This window comes from Tsukamurella conjunctivitidis, assembly GCF_007858475.1.
Classification (GTDB): domain Bacteria; phylum Actinomycetota; class Actinomycetes; order Mycobacteriales; family Mycobacteriaceae; genus Tsukamurella; species Tsukamurella conjunctivitidis.
The window spans coordinates 733,619-752,259 of record NZ_VIGX01000001.1; the positions used below are offsets into that span (position 1 = coordinate 733,619).

The 18,641-nt window shown below is 71.5% G+C and carries 19 protein-coding genes and 1 riboswitch; of the genes, 14 read left to right on the plus strand and 5 right to left on the minus strand.

The genetic code is table 11. From position 1 onward, the window contains the following. Positions 1 to 24: 24 nt before the first annotated feature. Positions 25 to 1,860, plus strand: coding sequence for an alpha/beta hydrolase (locus tag FK530_RS03500; RefSeq protein ID WP_231706478.1), 1,836 nt, complete (start codon positions 25 to 27; stop codon positions 1,858 to 1,860). A gap of 33 nt (positions 1,861 to 1,893) precedes the next feature. Here the strand turns inward: FK530_RS03500 and FK530_RS03505 are convergent, their stop codons facing one another. Further along, positions 1,894 to 2,358 carry a tRNA (cytidine(34)-2'-O)-methyltransferase gene (locus FK530_RS03505; RefSeq protein ID WP_146485541.1) on the minus strand — a complete coding sequence of 155 codons (465 nt, stop codon included), beginning with the start codon at positions 2,356 to 2,358 and terminating at the stop codon, positions 1,894 to 1,896. Between the two features lie 49 nt (positions 2,359 to 2,407). After that, positions 2,408 to 3,010 carry an HdeD family acid-resistance protein gene (locus FK530_RS03510; protein ID WP_146485542.1) on the minus strand — a complete coding sequence of 201 codons (603 nt, stop codon included), beginning with the start codon at positions 3,008 to 3,010 and terminating at the stop codon, positions 2,408 to 2,410. 87 nt (positions 3,011 to 3,097) lie between these two features. Here FK530_RS03510 and FK530_RS03515 point away from each other — a divergent pair, with 87 nt between their 5' ends. The 3 genes from FK530_RS03515 (at position 3,098) to FK530_RS03525 (ending at position 5,796) form a co-directional block, all read left to right on the plus strand. Further along, a complete protein-coding gene (locus FK530_RS03515; protein ID WP_191834198.1) occupies positions 3,098 to 3,964 on the plus strand; it encodes a bifunctional methylenetetrahydrofolate dehydrogenase/methenyltetrahydrofolate cyclohydrolase in 867 nt (288 codons plus the stop codon). Continuing rightward, positions 3,964 to 4,275 (plus strand): DUF3017 domain-containing protein, encoded by a 312-nt coding sequence (locus FK530_RS03520; RefSeq protein WP_231706479.1) that lies wholly within the window; start codon positions 3,964 to 3,966, stop codon positions 4,273 to 4,275. Before FK530_RS03515 ends, FK530_RS03520 begins: the two co-directional genes overlap by 1 nt. A 105-nt stretch (positions 4,276 to 4,380) precedes the next feature. Beyond that, positions 4,381 to 5,796 (plus strand): hypothetical protein, encoded by a 1,416-nt coding sequence (locus tag FK530_RS03525; protein WP_146485544.1) that lies wholly within the window; start codon positions 4,381 to 4,383, stop codon positions 5,794 to 5,796. 11 nt (positions 5,797 to 5,807) lie between these two features. Here FK530_RS03525 and metX read toward each other — a convergent pair whose 3' ends face one another. Continuing rightward, positions 5,808 to 6,956, minus strand: coding sequence for a homoserine O-acetyltransferase MetX (metX, locus tag FK530_RS03530; RefSeq protein WP_410468459.1), 1,149 nt, complete (start codon positions 6,954 to 6,956; stop codon positions 5,808 to 5,810). Between the two features lie 8 nt (positions 6,957 to 6,964). Further along, a riboswitch (SAM riboswitch) is annotated at positions 6,965 to 7,082 on the minus strand. A 130-nt stretch (positions 7,083 to 7,212) separates the two neighbouring features. Between metX and FK530_RS03535 the strand changes: the two genes are divergently transcribed. The 6 genes from FK530_RS03535 (at position 7,213) to yhjD (ending at position 12,212) form a co-directional block, all read left to right on the plus strand. Next, positions 7,213 to 8,358 carry an MFS transporter gene (locus FK530_RS03535; protein ID WP_146485651.1) on the plus strand — a complete coding sequence of 382 codons (1,146 nt, stop codon included), beginning with the start codon at positions 7,213 to 7,215 and terminating at the stop codon, positions 8,356 to 8,358. Positions 8,359 to 8,369: 11 nt separating this feature from the next. Beyond that, on the plus strand, positions 8,370 to 8,822 hold the full coding sequence (locus FK530_RS03540; protein WP_146485545.1) for a guanyl-specific ribonuclease: 453 nt from the start codon (positions 8,370 to 8,372) through the stop codon (positions 8,820 to 8,822). Beyond that, positions 8,819 to 9,250 carry a barstar family protein gene (locus FK530_RS03545; RefSeq protein WP_205124165.1) on the plus strand — a complete coding sequence of 144 codons (432 nt, stop codon included), beginning with the start codon at positions 8,819 to 8,821 and terminating at the stop codon, positions 9,248 to 9,250. Before FK530_RS03540 ends, FK530_RS03545 begins: the two co-directional genes overlap by 4 nt. Beyond that, complete coding sequence (locus FK530_RS03550) at positions 9,247 to 10,056, plus strand: exodeoxyribonuclease III (protein WP_146485546.1); 810 nt, start codon at positions 9,247 to 9,249, stop codon at positions 10,054 to 10,056. The genes FK530_RS03545 and FK530_RS03550 overlap by 4 nt, the downstream gene beginning before the upstream one ends. A 96-nt stretch (positions 10,057 to 10,152) precedes the next feature. After that, complete coding sequence (gene trpS / locus FK530_RS03555) at positions 10,153 to 11,181, plus strand: tryptophan--tRNA ligase (RefSeq protein ID WP_146485547.1); 1,029 nt, start codon at positions 10,153 to 10,155, stop codon at positions 11,179 to 11,181. Positions 11,182 to 11,213: 32 nt separating this feature from the next. Continuing rightward, positions 11,214 to 12,212, plus strand: coding sequence for an inner membrane protein YhjD (gene yhjD / locus FK530_RS03560; protein ID WP_146485548.1), 999 nt, complete (start codon positions 11,214 to 11,216; stop codon positions 12,210 to 12,212). 16 nt (positions 12,213 to 12,228) lie between these two features. Here the strand turns inward: yhjD and FK530_RS03565 are convergent, their stop codons facing one another. Together FK530_RS03565 and FK530_RS03570 are read right to left on the minus strand one after the other, a co-directional pair. Continuing rightward, positions 12,229 to 13,722 (minus strand): APC family permease, encoded by a 1,494-nt coding sequence (locus tag FK530_RS03565; protein WP_146485549.1) that lies wholly within the window; start codon positions 13,720 to 13,722, stop codon positions 12,229 to 12,231. 4 nt (positions 13,723 to 13,726) lie between these two features. Further along, positions 13,727 to 15,028 carry a D-alanyl-D-alanine carboxypeptidase family protein gene (locus FK530_RS03570; protein WP_146485550.1) on the minus strand — a complete coding sequence of 434 codons (1,302 nt, stop codon included), beginning with the start codon at positions 15,026 to 15,028 and terminating at the stop codon, positions 13,727 to 13,729. A gap of 31 nt (positions 15,029 to 15,059) precedes the next feature. Here FK530_RS03570 and FK530_RS03575 point away from each other — a divergent pair, with 31 nt between their 5' ends. The 4 genes from FK530_RS03575 (at position 15,060) to FK530_RS03590 (ending at position 18,610) form a co-directional block, all read left to right on the plus strand. Beyond that, positions 15,060 to 15,920, plus strand: a complete 861-nt coding sequence (locus tag FK530_RS03575; RefSeq protein ID WP_146485551.1) for a ferredoxin family protein — start codon at positions 15,060 to 15,062, stop codon at positions 15,918 to 15,920. 26 nt (positions 15,921 to 15,946) lie between these two features. Continuing rightward, positions 15,947 to 16,420: a nitroreductase/quinone reductase family protein gene (locus FK530_RS03580; protein WP_146485552.1), complete on the plus strand. Its 474-nt coding sequence runs from the start codon at positions 15,947 to 15,949 to the stop codon at positions 16,418 to 16,420. Between the two features lie 107 nt (positions 16,421 to 16,527). After that, positions 16,528 to 17,109, plus strand: coding sequence for a helix-turn-helix transcriptional regulator (locus tag FK530_RS03585; protein WP_146485553.1), 582 nt, complete (start codon positions 16,528 to 16,530; stop codon positions 17,107 to 17,109). Then, the gene (locus tag FK530_RS03590) at positions 17,099 to 18,610 is read left to right on the plus strand and encodes a DHA2 family efflux MFS transporter permease subunit (protein ID WP_146485554.1); all 1,512 of its coding nucleotides are present in this window, start codon (positions 17,099 to 17,101) and stop codon (positions 18,608 to 18,610) included. Before FK530_RS03585 ends, FK530_RS03590 begins: the two co-directional genes overlap by 11 nt. Positions 18,611 to 18,641: the final 31 nt, after the last annotated feature.

An 18,641-nucleotide genomic window follows, 5' to 3' on the forward strand; every position in this document is an offset into this window, starting at 1 on the left:
CACGGAGATCCCAGGGGAGGTCGGATGAACGACGAGGCGAAGCCCGCCGCCGAGGCCAGTACGGAGACCGCACAGACCGGTGCGACGGCGGGCGAGGTCGATACGAAGACCGACGCAGCGGCGGAGCGCGGGGCGGGGGCCGGGCGACCCGGCGACGACGACTCCGGAGCGGCCGCGCTTCTCGACCGGGTCCGCGAGTGGTGGTCGCACCGCTACACCTTCACCGGGACCGCGGTGGGTCTGGTCTTCCTGTGGCTGTCGCTGACCCCGTCGCTCCTGCCGCGCGGCCCGCTGTTCCAGAGTCTGGTCAGCGGCGGCTCCGGCGCGCTCGGCTACATGTTCGGGGTCTTCGGCGTCTGGCTCGTCCGGTTCCTGCGCTCCCAGGACTCCACGCCGCCCGCGCCCCGCTGGGCGTGGTGGTGGTTGCTCGGCATCGGCGTCGCCGGGACCACCGGGGTGGTGCTGTTCTTCGACGTCTGGCAGACCCGACTGCGGGACCTCATGGAGGTCGAGTACCTGCGCTTCGTCGACTACCTGGAGATCGGCGTCCTCTCGGTCGTGCTCCTCTACGTCTTCGTGGAGGTCGGCAAGGGCGTGCGCACGCTGGTGCGCTGGATCGCCGGCAAGCTCGGCGCGTACTGCCCGCCCCGGGTCGCGGCGGTCGTCGCCGTCGGGCTCGTCCTCGTCCTGTCGATCGGCGTCATCAACGGCGTCGTCGTGCGCGGTGCGATGGACGCGATGAACAGCACCTTCTCCAAGGTCAACCGGGAGGGCGGGACGGACCGGCCCGCGCCCACGAGCGCCCTCCGCTCGGGTGGCCCGGGTTCGACCGTCGAGTGGTCGTCGCTGGGCAAGCAGGGGCGCGTCTTCGTCTCGAACGCGCAGACCGTCGAGCACCTCACCGCGTTCAACGGCGCCCCCGCCGTGGAGCCGATCCGCACCTACGCGGGCCTCGGTTCCGTGGATTCCGACGATCCCAACCGGTACCAGGCCATCGCGGAGAAGACCGCGCTGGAGCTCGAGCGGACCGGCGGCCTGCGCCGCAAGGTGGTCGCGGTCGCGATGACCACCGGGACGGGCTGGGTGAACGAGGCCGAGGCCGGCGCGCTCGAGTACATGTACAACGGCGATACGGCGATCGTGAGCATGCAGTACTCGTACCTGCCGAGCTGGCTGTCCTTCCTCGTCGACAAGCAGAACGCACTGGACGCCGGCCAGGCCCTGTTCGAGGCCGTCGACAAGCGGGTCAAGGCCCTGCCCGAGGGACAACGGCCGAAGCTGGTGGTCTTCGGCGAGAGCCTCGGCTCCTTCGGCGGCGAGGCCCCGTTCCTCTCGCTCAACAACCTGCTCGCCCGGACCGACGGTGCCCTGTTCTCCGGGCCGACCTTCAACAACGAGATGTGGGTCCGGCTGACGGAGCAGCGCGACCCGGGCTCACCGGAATGGCTGCCCGTCTACCAGGAGGGCGCCAACGTCCGGTTCGCCGCGCGCGCGGAGGACCTCGCCGGCCCGACGGGGCCGTGGAACGGCCCGCGCGTCGTCTACCTGCAGCACGCCTCGGACCCGATCGGCCGGTGGACTCCCGAGCTCGCCTTCAGCAAGCCGGACTGGTTGCGTGAGAAGCGGGGGATCGACGTCCTCTCGTCGGTGTCGTGGGTGCCGATCGTGACCTTCCTGCAGGTCTCGGCGGACATGGCGGTGGCCGTCAACGTCCCGGACGGCCACGGGCACAGCTACGTCAAGGCCGCGGCGGACGCCTGGGCCGCGATCCTGGAGCCGCCCGGGTGGACCCCGGAGAAGACCGCCAAGCTGCGGCCGCTCCTCAACAGCCAGACCGGCTACAACCCGCCCGCCGGGTAGCCCGCGGCACGGCGCCGGGGCGTCCCGGCGCCGTCAGACGGCCCCGTCGAAGCCGTTCTGCCGCCACGCCTCATAGGCGACGATCGCGGCGCTGTTGGCGAGGTTGAGCGAGCGGCGGCCCGCCAGCATGGGGATGCGGAGCGCCTCGGTGACGCGCGGGTCGGCCAGTACTTCCGGCGGGAGCCCCGTGGGTTCGGGCCCGAACAGGAGGACGTCACCGGGGGCGTACGCGACCTCGTGATGGTGCCGTGTCGCGTGCGCGGTGTAGGCGTAGACGGTGCTCGGCTGCAGGGCCGCCCACGCGGCGTCCAGGTCGGCGTGCACGCTCACGTGCGCGAGGTCGTGGTAGTCCAGGCCGGCGCGGCGGAGCTTGGGCTCGGACAGGTCGAAGCCCAGCGGCTCCACCAGGTGCAGCTCGCATCCGGTGACGGCGGCGATGCGGATCGCGTTGCCCGTGTTCGGGGCGATCCGGGGCTCGAAGAACAGAATGCGGAACACGGGTGACGATCCTGTCACCCGTGTCCCGCACTCGGGGGAGGAGGGGGCGTCAGCCGACCAGGTCGGAGACGCGCTGCTGCACCTGCTTGGCGGTGCTGCGCAGCTGGAAGGCCGAGATGACCTGGACGATGCCGATGGCGACGGCCCAGATGCCGGCCACCAGCACGAGGACCTCGACGGAGAACGGGTACGCGATGAGGACCGCGCCACCCGCGAGGCTGAGGATGCCGAGGATCACGACCCACACCCGGTTCGGGAGCTGCTTGTCGGAGATGCCGATGACGATCGACGTGACGCCCGAGAAGATCCAGCTGACGCCGATCCAGATCCCGAGGATCGCCACCGAGTCGACCACGTCGTCGCGGAAGCAGGAGACGCCGAGGACGAGGGCGAGCGCGCCGCTGATCACCGTCAGCACGCGGTGCTGCGTCTCCCCGAGCAACCCGGCGATCACCTGGAAGGCGCCCGTGAGGAGCAGGAAGACGCCGAACAGGATGCCGACGACCAGCGTGGTGGGGCCGGGCCACACCGCGATGATGACGCCGAGGACGATGGACAGGACGCCCAGCGCCAGGATCGCTTGCCACGTCGACTTGACGCCCTGCTGGATGTCCCGCTGGATGTCCTGCTGAAGGGGATTCTGATGAGTCATGGCCTCAGTATCTGTTGGATCGCGAACGAAAGCGACTCGAACCGGGAGAAATCGTCGCGCTGATCCGGGGGCGATAGGATGTGGGCCGTGACGGCGCTCGTACTGGACGGTAAGAAGACCCGCGACGAACTCTTCGAGAGCTTCCGAGACCGCGTGACTGCGCTGCGGGCCCGTGGGATCGTTCCGGGGCTCGGTACCGTTCTCGTGGGCGACGACCCGGGCTCGCACTCGTACGTCAAGGGCAAGCACGCGGATTGCGCGAAGGTCGGCATCGAGTCGATCCGGCGCGACCTGTCGGCGGACATCACGCAGGCCGAGCTCGAGGCCGTGATCGACGAGCTCAACGCGGACCCCGCGTGCACCGGCTACATCGTGCAGTTGCCGCTCCCGAAGCACATCGACGAGAACGCGATCCTCGAGCGGATCGACCCGGCCAAGGACGCCGACGGTCTGCATCCGACCAACCTCGGCCGCCTCGTGCTCGGCGCGGACGGGCCGCTGCCCTGCACGCCGCACGGCATCGTCCACCTGCTGCGCCGCTACGACGTGCCGCTCGACGGCGCGCACGTCGTGGTCGTCGGCCGCGGCGTCACCGTCGGTCGCCCGATCGGCCTGCTCCTCACCCGCCGCTCCGAGAACGCCACGGTCACCCTGTGCCACACCGGCACCCGGGACCTGGGCGCGGAGGTTCGGCGCGCGGACATCGTGGTGGCCGCCGCCGGCGTCCCCGGACTCATCACCGCCGACATGGTCAAGCCCGGCGCCGCCGTGCTCGACGTGGGCGTCAGCCGCACCGCCGACGGCCTGCGCGGCGACGTGGACCCCGGCGTCGCCGAGGTCGCGGGTCACCTCTCGCCCAACCCGGGCGGCGTCGGCCCCCTGACCCGCGCCTTCCTGCTGGGGAACGTGATCGACGCCGCGGAGCGCGATCTCGCGCGTTCGGGCGGAGCGTAGTGACGGAACCCGCGGCCGAGCAGTACCGGCGCGCCAGGGTGGTGCGCGCGGTGATCGCGAACGCGGGGTACGTGGCGGTCGTCGGCGTGCTCGCGACCGGCATGGTGCTGATCGGACTCGAGTACTGGCGTCGTGGGCTGTTCGTCTTCGGCGCGGGAACCGGCTTCGCCGCGTTCCTCCGCGCCTTCCTCCCCGATCGCAGGCAGGGCCTGCTGCGGGTGCGCAGCCGGTGGTTCGACGTGACGGTGCTCGCGCTCGCCGCCGCCGCGATCCTCGTCGTCTCGTGGGGCATCAGTCCGCTCGATACGTGATCGACATACTTGAAACCTGGAGTTTCAGTTCTTGTATGTAACGTTTCGGCATCGGGTACGATGTGGTCAGATAACGGCTCGATGAGCGATCCGATCGGAGGTGCCATGAGGATCTCGTCCTTCGGCGCGTCCGTGGGTGCGGGGCCCGTGCACTGCGTGCTCCTCGACATCGAGGACGGCCACGTCGTCGGTCGACAGGCCCGCACCATCGACCCCGGACCGTACCGGCTGGGGCGTCGCGGCAACCTGCTCTCCTCGGGCTTCGACCTGCTCGCGAGCCATGCGGAACGCGATGTCGACGCCTCGGCCGTCACCGTCCGCTCGCGCCGCGACCTGCTGTCCGTGCGCCTGGGCGCGCGAGGCGGCGTCCGCGCCGCCGGCATCGTCCGCGATACGGACGCCGTCCTGCGCGGCCTCGGCGAACGGGGTTCCATCGCCCGGTACGACACCGCCCTCATCGCCGATCTCGGCGTCGACGGCACTCGCCTCTACACCGTCCGCGACGGTGCGATCACGGCCGAGCGGCGCACCCGCGCCGTCGTCGTCGGCGGTGACGGCACCGCCCCGGCCGATCACGTGGCCGCGTTGGTGCGGTCGGCCGTGGCCGGCGCGCCCGTCGCCCCGGAGGCGCTCGCCGTCCTCGGTACCGGTGCCCTGAACGCCGCTGTGCGCGAAGCGGTCTCCGTCGTCGCCCGGGACGCGGGTATCGAACCCGTCCTCGTGGACGAGCCCGAGACGATCACGGCGTCCGGTGCCGCGCTGATCGCGGCCGATCGTCGGGCCGCGGGGACCGCACCGTCCACGCTGGTCGACAGCGGCATCGGCGTCCTCGGTGGGCACAGTGTCCGGCTCACCGCGGCGATCCTGCCGCTCCTCGTGGTCGCCGCGCTCACCGGCGCGGTGCTGGCGACGGGGTACGCGACCGGGATCATCGGCCCGGCCGCCCGCAGCACCGAGGACGTGGTCCCGACCTCCTCCGACTCGGTGACCTCCGACGACGCGACGTCGACGTCCCGGGAGCGGATCTCGACGGTGACGTCGACGCTGCCGCCGGAGAAGCCGATCGCGCCCCCGACCGTGGCACCCGAACCGGGGGACGGGGACGGGGTCACGCCGACGATGACGACCTTCGCGCCGCCGCCGGTGGTGCCCACGACGACGAGGCCCCCGGTGACCCCGACGCCGACCGCCCCGCCGACGTCGCCGACCGGCACGCTGCCGACCACGATCCTCCCGAGCATCCCCACCGGCACGCCGACGGGATCACCGTCCGGGACCACCGCTCCCGGCACGCCGGCGGACGGGGCGGGCGCCCACCCGCCCACTCCGGAGACACCGCGGCCCACGGCCGAGAACGGCCTCGTCGCCCCCGGCGCGGGGGGCGCGCAGAGCACGGGGACGTCGAGCTCGAATCCGGTGAACACCGGACCGGCACGGTCCGACCCGACGTCGACCGAGCTGGCGCCGGGGGCGACCACCGGCGACGCCGCTGCGCCGACGGTCACCGAACCGGCGCTCTGACGGGCCGCGCGTCAGCGGCGCGCGAACTCCAGCGTCCGGCGGAGTAATGCGTCCACCGCGTCCCGCTCGGTGAGGAAGCCGTCGTGTCCGTCGCGGGAGTGCACGATCACCGGATCGCCACTGCCGGGCAGGAACTCGGCGAGCTCACGCTGCAGACGCAGCGGGTAGAGGCGATCGGAATCGATGCCGCCGACGACGACCGGGACCCGGCAGCCGCGGAGCGCGGCCTCGACTCCACCGCGGCCGCGGCCCACGTCGTGATGGTTGAGCACATCGGTGAGCACCACGTAACTGCCTGCGTCGAACCGGTTCACCAGCTTCGCCGCCTGGTGGTCGAGGTACGAGGTCACGGCGTAGCGGCCGCCGGCGCGCGGATCCTCCTCGCCCTGAGGGAGGTTCGCGAACCGGCTGTCCAGTTCGATCTCGGTGCGGTAGGTCAGGTGCGCGATCCGCCGCGCGACGCCGAGCCCGGCGTCGGGATGGACACCGCTGTCGTGGTAGTCGCCGCCCTGCCAGTGCGGGTCGGCCTTGATGGCGGCGATCTGCGTGGTCTGCGTGCCGATCTGATCGGCCGTCGCGCGGGCGCCGACGGCGAGCACCAGCGCCGAACGGAGGAAGTCGCCGTACATCAGGGTCCACTCGAGAGCCCTTGCGCCACCCATGGATCCGCCGACGACGGAAGCGATGTCGTGCACGTCGAGCGCCCGCAGCAGGGCGGCCTCCGCCTCCACCTGGTCGCGGACGGTGATCACCGGGAACCGGGAGCCGTAGGGCCGGCCGTCCGGTGCGATCGACGACGGCCCCGTCGACCCCGAGCACCCTCCCAGGACGTTCGCCGAGACGACGCACCACTCGTCGGTATCGACCGCGGCGCCGGGGCCGACCAGCCCGTCCCACCAGCCGGCGGACCGGTGCTCCGCGTCCGCCGGGCCGGTGACGTGCGAGTCCCCCGTGAGGGCGTGCAGCGCCATCACCACGTTGTCGCGGGCCGCCGTGGGGGCACCCCACCGCTGGAAGGCCATCGTCACGTCCTCGAGGACCTCGCCCGATTCGAGGACGAGCGGACCGAGCGAGACCCGCTGCATCGCCCCGTCGGGAACCCGGGCCCAGTCGCCCAGGGGGCTGTCGACGGACCGGCCTGTGCGGGTGCTGATGGTCACCGAACCTCTCCTCGCGCTTGTCACCCGGCGGCGACCGCCGGGGAACCGGGTCATCACCCGGGGCACCCCACCGCGGTGGAGGGTTGCCGGTCAGCAAGCCGGGGCTGCGCGCTGACACTCATGACCACTGTCTGCAGCATAACCGACGGGAATCGTCGTGAACGAGGTCACAGGCGCGGCGGGAAGCGCGGATGACGCCGCGGTGTTACACCGTTACGTGGAATCTTCTGCCCGGACCAGACTCGCCATCGGCGCCATGGCACTCGGCGGCTTCGGCATCGGCACCACCGAGTTCGCCGCGATGGGGCTGCTGCCCGACATCGCCGCCGATCTCGAGGTCACCGAGCCGGTGGCGGGCCACGTGATCTCGGCCTACGCCCTGGGCGTCGTGGTGGGCGCACCGCTCATCGCCGCGGCCTTCGCGCGCGTACCCCGCCGCGTCCTGCTCATCGCGCTGATGGTCGCCTTCACCGTCGGCAACGCGCTGTCGGTCTTCGCGCCGACGTACGGCACACTCATGGCGGCGCGCTTCGTCGCGGGTCTGCCGCACGGCGCCTTCTTCGGGGTCGCCGCCCTGGTCGCGGCGCACCTCGCCGGTCCGGCCGAGCGCGGCCGGGCCGTGGGCCAGGTGCTGATGGGGCTGTCGGTCGCGAACGTGATCGGCGTGCCGCTGGTGACCTGGCTCGGAACCGCCCTGAGCTGGCGGTACGCGATGGGTGTCGTGGTGGTGATCGGCGCCGTCACGGTGGCGGCGCTCCTGGCCTACCTCCCGTCCGTCCAGATCCCGGTGACCAACCCGCTCACCGAGCTCGGGGCACTGGCGCGCCCGCAGGTGTGGTTCGCGCTGCTCACCGGCGTGGTCGGCTTCGGCGGCATGTTCGCGGTCTACACGTACATCTCCACCACACTGACCTCCGTGTCGGGCCTGAGCGCGGCGTCGGTGCCCGCCGTCCTCGCCGCGTACGGCGTGGGCATGGTGATCGGCAATGCGGTGGGCGGCCGCGCGGCCGACGGCTCGGTGACCCGGTCGATCGCGGTGGCGCTCGCGGCGCTGGTCGTGCTGCAGGCGCTGTTCTCGCTCTTCGCGCCGCAGCCCTTCGCCGCGGTCACCCTCTTCTTCCTCATCGGCCTCACCGCCTCGGCGCTCGTGCCCGCCCTGCAGACCCGCCTGATGGACGTCGCGGGCGAGGCGCAGACCCTGGCCGCCACGCTCAACCACTCCGCGCTCAACATCGCCAACGCGCTCGGCGCCCTGCTCGGCGGCGCCGTCATCAGCGCCGGCGGCGGGTACACCGCGCCCGCACTGGCGGGCAGCGCGCTGGCGCTGGCGGGCCTGGTGGTCTTCGGGATCGGGATGCTGCTCGCCCGGCGGACCGCGGAACCCGTCGGTGCCCCTCGGTAGGGTCTTGGGCTATGCGAAGGATTCTCGCCCTGTGCGCGATCGCGCTGCTCACCGTCTTCGGGCTGGTGGCGTGCGGCACGTCGCCCGCTGAACCCACGGCCACCGCGAAACCCGCCGCCGCGTCGACGTCTGGCGCCGCAGCCACGGCCGGTGGCGTGTCGGGGGCCGCGCGACCGTCGAACTCCGCGGTGCCGGAGCGCGTTCTCGCGACGCTCGCCCGGATCGACGCCGGCACCTGGCCGCCGAAGGACGGCTCGGGCACCCAGGGCGGCCGCAACTTCGGCAACTTCGAGCGGCGCCTGCCCGCGACCGACAAGCAGGGCAAGCGCGCGAAGTACACGGAGTGGGACGTCAACGTGAAGAAGTCCGGCCGCGGCCGGGACGCCGAGCGCATCATCACCGGGGCCGACGGCGGCGCCTGGTACACCCTGGACCACTACGAGACCTTCACGAGGATCCGATGAGCACCCTCCCGCAGTTCCTCAGCGCCGGCGCCGGCGCCGCGCTGACCGGTACCGATCTCGACACGCTCAAGCGGCGCGAGCGGCCGCGCGTGCTCGTCGCCCGCGGCAGCCGCATGCGCACCAAGGCCGCGCTCCTCGACGAGGTCTCGGCCGTGCTCCAGTTCCCGCTCGACTTCGGCGCCAACTGGGACGCCCTCGCGGACAGCCTGGGCGACCTCGACTGGCTCGGCGGTCCCGCGCTCGTGGTGCTCGGCATCGCCGAGGCCGAGCAGGTACTGGCGGACGAGACGGGCGCCCTCGCGACCTTCGTCGCCGTGCTCGCCGACCGGGAGGTGCAGGTGCTCCTGTCCGTGTCCGACGCTGCGGACGGTCCCGCGGTGCGGTCCGCCTGGGCCGGGGCCGGCCTCACCGTGGAGGCGCTCGCATGATCATCACTTCGATCAACGTCAACGGCATCCGCGCGGCGGTGAAGCAGCGCTCCGAGGAGAACCTCGGCATGCTGCCGTGGCTCCGCGAGACCCGGGCCGAGGTGGTGCTCCTACAGGAGGTGCGCGCCACCCACAAGCAGACGCTGACGGCGCTCGCGCCCGCGCTGGAGGAGGGCTGGCACCTCGCGGCCGCCGAGTCCTCGACCGCCGGCCGCAACGGCGTCGCCGTGCTCTCGCGGCGCGAGCCGGATGCGGTGCGCATCGGCTTCGGCAGCACGGAGTTCGACGACGCCGGCCGATACCTCGAGGCGGACTTCGACGGGCTGACCGTCGGCTCGCTGTACCTCCCGTCGGGCGACGTCGGCACCGAGCGGCAGGACGAGAAGGACCGCTTCCGCGCCGAATTCGGCGCCTACCTGGCGAAGCTGGGCCGCAAGCGCCGTGAGGTCCTGGTGTGCGGCGACTGGAACATCGGCCACACCGAGCTGGACATCAAGAACTGGAAGGGCAACGTCAAGAACTCGGGCTTCCTGCCCGAGGAGCGCGCCTGGATGAGCGAGTACATCGGCGAGGGCCGCGCGTTCAAGGACGTCGTGCGGGAGCTGCATCCCGGCGTCCCCGGCCCGTACGCCTGGTGGTCCTGGCGCGGCAAGGCCTTCGACAACGACTCCGGCTGGCGCATCGACCTGCAGATCGCCAACAACGCGCTGGCCAAGCGGGCGGTGTCCGCCCGCGTCGAACGCGCCGCCGCGTACAACCTGCGCTGGTCCGACCACGCGCCGGTCACCGTCGAGTACGCGGAGTAGGCCCGGCGGCGGGCTCGGGAACGAAAGACCCGGCCGGTGCGGTCGGGCCGGATACTGAGGCGACGCGCCGGAGGACGGTCGATAGACTCGACAACCGTGACCGAACCCGCACCCACCACCCCCGCGAAGCGACAGCGTGCGCTGTCGGGCATCCAGCCGACCTCGGACTCGTTCCACCTCGGCAACTACCTGGGCGCGGTTCGGCAGTGGGTGCAGCTGCAGGACGAGTTCGAGACCTTCTACTTCATCCCGAACATGCACGGCATCACGACGCCGCACGACCCGAAGGCGCTGCGTGAGCGCACCGTCTTCGCCGCGGCGCAGCTGCTGGCGCTCGGCGTGGACCCGGCCCGTTCCACGATGTTCGTCCAGTCGCAGATCCCCGAGCACGCGGAACTGACCTGGGTGCTCAGCTGCATCACCGGATTCGGCGAGGCCAGCCGGATGACGCAGTTCAAGGACAAGTCGGCCAAGAACGGCACCGACAGCTCGTCGGTGGGCCTGTTCACCTACCCGATCCTCATGGCGGCCGACATCCTGCTCTACCGCCCCCAGCTGGTGCCGGTGGGCGAGGACCAGCGGCAGCACCTCGAGCTCACCCGGAATCTGGCGCAGCGCTTCAACACCCGCTTCAAGAAGACCTTCGTGGTGCCCGAGGCGTACATCGTCTCCGACACCGCCAAGATCTACGACCTGCAGAACCCCACCGCGAAGATGAGCAAGTCGGCCGAGTCCGACGCGGGGCTGATCAGCATCCTCGACGATCCCAAGATCATCGCGAAGCGGGTCAAGTCCGCCGTCACCGACACCGAGCGCGAGATCCGCTTCGACCGTGAGAACAAGCCCGGCGTGTCGAATCTGCTCACCATCGAGTCGGCGTTCACCGGCACGCCCATCCCAGAACTGGAACGCGCCTACGAGGGCAAGGGCTACGGCGACCTGAAGACCCAGGTCGCGGACGTCCTCGTCGAGTTCGCCACGCCCCTGCGTGACCGCGTCAAGGTCTACCTCGACGACCGCGCCGAGCTCGACAAGGTCCTGACCTCGGGCCGCGAGCGTGCGCGCGAGATCGCGTCCCGCACCCTCGCCGACGTCTACGACAGGGTAGGGTTCCTGGCGCCCTAGACAACTGTGCAGTTGCAGGAGGACGTTCACCCATGCTCCAGAAGTACCGCGACAAATGGCCGTGGTTCGACCACATCGTGGCCGCGGCCACGCGGTACCAGGACAAGAAGGGCGACTACTTCGGCGCCGGGATCACCTACTTCAGCGTTTTCGCCCTGTTCCCGCTGATCATGGTGGCCTTCGCCATCGGTGGCTACATCCTCATCAACGACGCCGAGTTGCTCGCGGAGATCAAGAATCAGGTCAACTCCGTGATCAGCGAGGAGAGCCTGCGCAAGTCGGTGAGCGACCTGGTGGACCAGGCCATCGCCTCGCGCGGCACCGTCGGCGTCGTGGGTCTCGCGGGCGCCCTCTGGGCCGGACTCGGCTGGATGGCGAACGTCCGCGCCGGCCTCACCGAGATGTGGGACAGCGAGGTGCCCGAGCAGAACTTCGTGAAGACCAAGCTGGCAGACCTCGGCGCGCTCGCGGGCCTGTTCGTCGCGCTCGTGGCGTGCATCGCGCTGATGGCGGCGGGAAGCAGCCCGCTCACGAGCAAGCTCCTCGACGCCGCCGGGCTCGACGACATGCCCGGCCTGCACTTCGTGATCTCGGGCGCGACGCTGCTGGTCACGCTCCTCGCCCTGTGGGTCCTGTGGACCTTCGTCATCGCGCGCCTGCCCCGCGTGCAGTTCCCGTGGCGCAACGCCACCCGCGCCGGCCTCATGGCTGCCGTCGCGTTCATGATCCTCACGCAGCTCGCGACCCTGCTCATCGGGAGCGCCATGAAGGGACCGGCCGGCGCCACCTTCGGCCCGATCCTCGGCATCATGCTGTTCATCTACTTCACCGCGCGGATCATCCTGTTCGCGACGGCGTGGGCCGCCACGGATCCGCGGAACCAGCGCTACGTGATCCCCGCCGCCCCGGAGCCCGTGGTGATCTCGCCGGTCATCCGCGCGGAGCCCGACGGGGGCCGGACCGCGCTCGCGGGCGCGGCGGGCCTCGTCGCGGGTCTCGGACTCGGCTCGCTGCTGCGCCGCAAGCGCTGACCGGGCCGGGCGCGGCTCAGGCGTCCTCGGGTGCGGTCGCCCGCGGCAATGTGCGGCCGCGGAAGAAGGCGGGGCGGGTGACGGCGCACGCGATCATCAGCGGCACACCGAGAACCAGCATGCCGATGCCGATCACGAAGACGCCGCCGATGCCGCCGATCACCGTCTGCCCGTAGTCGGGTGCGATCATGTCGATCGCGCTCTGCGCGAAGGCCCAGATCATCGCGACCCCGCCGATCACGGGGAAGACCAGGCGCAGCACCAGGTTCCGCAGCGACGCCCGGAGCGTGCGCCGGAAGTACCACGCGCACGCGAACGCCGTGATCGCGTAGTAGAAGGCCACGGCCAATCCGAGGGAGCTGATCGAGTCCTCCAGGGTGTTGCGGCTCAGCAGTGCCAGGGTGAGGTAGAAGACGAGGGCGGATGCGCCCATCACGACCGTGCCGAAGGAGGGCGTCAGGTACTTCGGGTGCACCCTCGCGAAACGTTCGGGAACGGCTTTGTAGACGGCCATGGCGAGGGTGCCGCGCGCCGTGGGCAGCACCGTCGACTGCGTCGACGACAGCGCCGACAACGCGACCGTCAGCACCAGGAGGCCCGCGAGGAGCGCGCCCCCGACGGGATGCCCCAGCACGGTGAGCACGTCGTCGTGGTTGTCGGTGTTGCCCAGCCCCAGCCCCGTCGAGCCGAAGCCCGAATAGGACTGCACGGCGACGGCGACGAGCACGTACGTGCCCATGAGCACGACCGTCGCGAGGACCGCCGCCCGGCCGGGAGTGGACGAGGAGTCCTTCGTCTCCTCACCCACGGCGAGGCAGGCGTCCCAGCCCCAGTAGAGGAAGATGCACAGGATCACCGCAGCGGCGATCTGCGAGGCGCTGAGCCCGGTCGGGTCGAGCCAGTCCCAGGTCGGCCGCACGGCCTGCGGCCCCGCGGTACCCCGGTACACGGCCCACAGCGCGGCGACGGCGGCCACGCCGAGCACCGCGAACTGGATCGACATGAGGACGTTCTGCATCCGTTCCGAGACCACGATCCCGCGGTACGACACCCAGGTCATCGCCACGATCAGCGCGCATCCGAAGCCCACCACCGCCGCCCGGTCGTCGGCGAGCGAGTCCAATCCCACGAAACGCAGGAGGTAGGCCGCCGAGATCTCCGCGACGTTCGCGAGGCAGATGATCGCCGAGACCGCGAGACCCCAGCCGCCCATCCACCCGATCCACGGGCCGAACGCCCGACTGCCCCAGGTGAACGTCGTACCCGCGTCGGGGGTGTCGGCGGCCAGCTCCTTGTAGGCGACGGCGACCATGAGCATCGGGAGGAAGGCGACGACGAACATCGCCGGGGCCTTGCCCTGCACGTGCCCGACGACGCCGCCGAGCGTGGCCGCGAGGCTGTACGCGGGGGCCGTCGAGGACAGGCCGATCGCCATGTTGCTCAGCAGGCCCAGGGAGTTCGAGCGGAGTCCCTTGTCGGGGACCGCGGCCGTCCCGAGCGGCGCGGTCACCACGTCAGCGACCCCGGCTGGTGCGCATGGCGGCGCCCACCAGGACGGCGATGAGGGCGAGGCCGCCCAGACCGATCAGCAGCCGGGTGCCGTTGCCCATCCCCGACGGGCCGCTCTCGACGACCGGGTCCTGGCTGCCGCGCTCGGGCCGCTGCGCGGAACCGTCGGCCTCGACCAGCGTGCCGACGGACTTGCCGCGCAACGCGACCCCGTAGTCGAGGAGCCGGCGGTACTGATCCCAGTAGGTGTTGCCGGTCTGCGAGAGGCCGAACATCTGGACGATCACGTAGCGGTGACCGTCCCGGTCGACCGCGCCGACGAAGGTCTTCTTGGCGTCGTCGGTGTAGCCGTTCTTGCCCGCGACCGCCCCGGGGAAGTCGGTGAGCAGCCGGTTCTCGTTGACGATCGGGTACGGGGCCACGGAGGTCGGCGCCGGCGGCGAGCTCTGCCCCGGCGGGGGCGGCGTCGACGGCGCGGTGGTCGGCACCGGAGGGTGGCCGGGGAAGGTGACCTGGGGCTTGGCGGCGATCTCCACGAACCGCTTGTCCTGCAGGGCCGCCCGCAGGATGAGGGCCATGTCGTACGGGCTCGAGCTCATGCCGGGCCCGTCCAGGCCGGACGGCGACGCAGTGCGCGTATCGCGTGCGCCGAGCGACGCCGCCAGCGCGTTCATCTTGGTCAGCGTGGCGTCGACGCCGCCGAGCTGCCGGGCGAGGGCGTGCGCCGCGTCGTTGCCGGAGGCCAGGAGGAGGCCCTCGAGGAGCTGTTCGACGGTGTAGCGGCCGCCGACGTTCACGCCCGCGCCGTTGCCCTCCTGAGCCGCGTCCTCCGCGGTGCCCACGACCACCGTGCCGAGGTCGAGATCGCGCAGTGCGACCTGCGCGAGCAGTACTTTGATCGTGCTGGCCGGCCGGTATCGCCCGTGCGGATCCTTCGCCGCGACGACGGTGCCGTCCGTGACGTCCGCGACGAGCCACCCCGCGGAGTCGATGCCGGCCGGGACGGGCGGCGCACCGTCGGGCACGACGACACCGCAACCGGCCAGCTTCCCGCCCCCGACGGGCGGGTCCGGCACCGCGAGCGGCGTGGGCGTCGGCTGGCCGGGCTTCGGTACCTCGGATTCGTCGACCGCCGGTGGCGGCACCCGCTTGTGCGGGCAGGCATCGGTGACGAGGGTCTTCGCCGCCGGGCCGGGCGTGGGGGACGGCGGCGGACCGGGCGTCGCGGCGGCCGGGGCGGCGAGCGCGCCGAGCAGGCCGACGACGGCGAGGACCCGGCCCGCGGTGGAGGGAGTGCGCGCGATCATCGCGCTCATCGTAGTCGGCTACGGTGGCGGAATGACGGAGCGTTGTTCGAGTTTCACCGACGAGCCGCTCCCCGGTACCGCGACCACCGAGACCGGCTGGCTGTGCATCGAGAACGAGTCGGGCTGGGGCCGCGACCCGTTCTCGGGCGAGACCTTCGCGCCGGAGGTGGGTGGGGCCGTGGAGCGGTTCGCGGAGTCCCGCGGCCTGCGGGTGCTGCTGATCCGGCGTCCGGGCCGGATCGGGGCCCCGCGCGGGCGGATGCGGGTCTTCGTCGCCGACTCGGTGCCGGGGAGGACCGCGCTGCGCGAGTTCACCGTCGCCGACTACGCGGAGATCCCGGGCCTGCCCCTGGACGACCCCGCCGCCGGAGAACCCGCGGGGCCCATCGCCCTGGTGTGCACGAACGGCAAACGCGACGTCTGCTGCGCCGTGCTCGGGCGGCCCATCGCCGCGGCGCTCGCCGACCGCTACACCGACCCGGTGGTGTGGGAGTGCTCGCACACGGGTGGCCACCGCTTCGCGCCGGTGCTCATCGTGCTGCCCGCCGGCCACACCTACGGCCGGGTGACGGAAGGGCAGGCGCAGGGCGCCCTGGACGCGGCGCGCGCCGGCGTCGTCGCCACAGCGGGCCTCCGCGGCCGCTCGTCCATCCCGCCGGCCGAACAGGCCGCCGAAGTCGCCGTCCGCGAGCTCCTCGGCCCCGTCGGTCCCGACGTGCTGCGCACCGGGTCCGACGGTGGCGGCGCCGTCACCGTCCGGCATGAGGACGGGCGAACGTGGCGGATGGCGGTGACCTCCGAGGAGCTGCCGCCGCGGATGATGTCGTGCGGCAAGAAGCCCTCCCCCGCGCGGGCCTGGCGCGTCACCGATCTCATAGCGGACGGGAACTGACACCAATACCCCCGAGACTCGTGGGTATGACTGAGAAGACACCGGAACCGGGCTCCTACGACGACCCGGAGATGCCCTGGAACACGCTGACCGAGGAGACCATCGGCGACTGGAACCGGAACGTGATCGACGAGTTCCGGGCCAACGCCGGCGTGGTCGGCGGCGCCTACCAGGGCGGCTCGCTCGTCCTACTCACCACCGCGGGCGCCCGGTCCGGTCGCCCGCACACCGTGCCGCTCGGACCGCTGTACCGGGGCGAACAGATGTACGTCAGCTCGTTCATCGAGACGGCGTACCCGGCGTGGTGGCACAACGCCCGGAAGGAGCCCTCGGTCGTCATCGAGATCGGGGACCGGACGGTGCCCGCGACCGCCCGGGTGCTCGAGGGGGAGGAGTACGCCGAGTTCGCCCGGTGGGCGCTCGCGGACAACCCCGATCTCGCGGCGTTCCAGGCCACGATCGATCGTCCGATTCCGCTCATGACCATCACCCCGCGCTGACCCGTGGTGCGGTTCGCCCCGGTTCGCCCGTTTCATCCACATCGAATATTCCATCTGGAGTAATCGTGGAGTAGCGTGTCCGGCGAGCGCACGATCGGAGGTGGACCATGGCCCGAGAACGGGCGCTGACCCCGCTGGCGATCGCCGCGCTGGCGCTGCTCACCGAGCGGGACATGCACCCCTACGAGATGTTCACGACGATGACCGAGCGGCGCGAGGACCTCGTGGTCAAGCTCCGCGCCGGCTCGCTCTACCACGCGGTGAACCGGCTGGCGGAGGACGGCATGGTCGTCGGCGTGGGCACGGAGCGCGACGGCAATCGGCCCGAACGCACCACCTACGCGATCACCGACTCGGGCCGGGAGCGGCTGCAGGCCACCGTCGCGGACCTGCTCGCCGAACCGGCCGAGGAGTACCCGAGCTTCCCGTTCGCGGTCTCCGAGGCGCACAACCTGGACCGCGACCGCGTGCGGGAGCTGTTCGCCGCCCGGCTGGAGCGGCTCGAGGGGCAGGTCGCGGCGATGCGGGCGGGACACGCCCGCGCGCTGGGCCACGCCGCCGAGATGCACCTGCTCGACCTGGACTACCTCATCGCGATGCGCACCGCCGAGGCCGACTGGCTCCGGCGCACCGTCGAACGACTCGACGACGAGACCCTGAAATGGAAGGCGACCTGTCATGACGAATGACGCCACCACCGGCGCGAAGCCGTACGATCCGGGTGCCCTGCCCGGCCTGCCCTCGGGCTACCGGCCCTGGCCCGCGCTGTGGGCGCTGGTCGTGGGCTTCTTCATGATCCTCGTGGACTCGACGATCGTCTCGGTCGCCACCGACGCGATCTGGATCGACCTCACCAAGGGCTCCGACCTCAACGGTGTCATCTGGGTGACGAGCGGATACCTGCTGGCCTACGTGGTGCCCCTGCTGCTCGCCGGGCGCCTCGGCGACATGTACGGGCCGAAGCGGCTCTACCTCGTGGGCCTGACGATCTTCACGCTCTCGTCGGCGTGGTGCGGCCTCTCCGGATCCATCGGCATGCTGATCGCCGCCCGCGTCGTGCAGGGACTCGGCGCTGCGCTGATGACGCCGCAGACGATGGCCGTCATCACCCGCACCTTCCCGGCGAACAAGCGCGGCACCGCGATGGCGCTGTGGGGCTCGGTCGCCGGCGTGGCGATCCTCGTCGGCCCGCTGGCCGGCGGTGTGCTCGTGGACCGGCTCGGCTGGGAATGGGTCTTCTTCGTCAACGTCCCCGTCGGCATCGCGGCCTTCATCGCCGCGGTGATCCTCGTGCCGAACCTGCCCACCCACAAGCACAAGCTGGACATCCCCGGCATCGTGCTCAGCGCCCTCGGCCTCTTCCTGCTGACCTTCGGCCTGCAGGAGGGGCAGAAGGAGGACTGGTCGGCCGGGATCTGGACGATGATCCTCGGCGGCCTGATCCTGCTCGTCGTCTTCGTGTGGTGGCAGTCGAAGGCGGCCGAGCCGCTCATGTCGCTCACGCTGTTCAAGGACCGCAACTTCTCGCTCGCCAACGCCGCGATCGCGTGCATGGGCTTCTCCGTCACGGGCATGTCGATCCCGCTCATGCTCTTCGCGCAGAAGTCGATGGGGCTCACGCCCACCCGCTCGGCGCTGCTGCTGATCCCGCTCGCGGTGATCTCCGGTGCGCTGGCGGCACCGTCGGGCAAGCTCGCCGACAAGGTGCACCCCAAGTACCTCACCGGATTCGGCTTCGCGGCCAACGCCGCGGCCCTGTTCTGGCTGGCCTTCGTCGCGCACGACACCACCCCGGTCATCGGCATCCTCGCCCCGATCGCGCTCATGGGTGTGGGCAACGCCTTCATCTGGGGACCGCTCGCGGCGACCGCGAACCGGAACCTGCCGCTGCAGCTCGCCGGCGCGGGATCGGGCGTCTACAACATGACTCGCCAGGTCGGCGCCGTGCTGGGCAGCGCGGCCGTCGGCGTGCTCATGCAGCACCAGATCGAGGAGAAGTTCACCGCCGCGACCGGTCATGCGGCGAGCGGCGGGGGAGCGATGACGACGGGCGCTCTGCCGGGGATCCTGCGCGGCCCGTTCGCCGACGCGATGGGCTCGACGATCCTGCTCCCCGCCGCGGCGCTCGTGATCGCCTTCGTGGTGGTGCAGTTCTTCGCGACGCCCACGCACCAGAAGACGACGGACTGACCCGCGGACACCGACGCCGCGGCCGGCACTC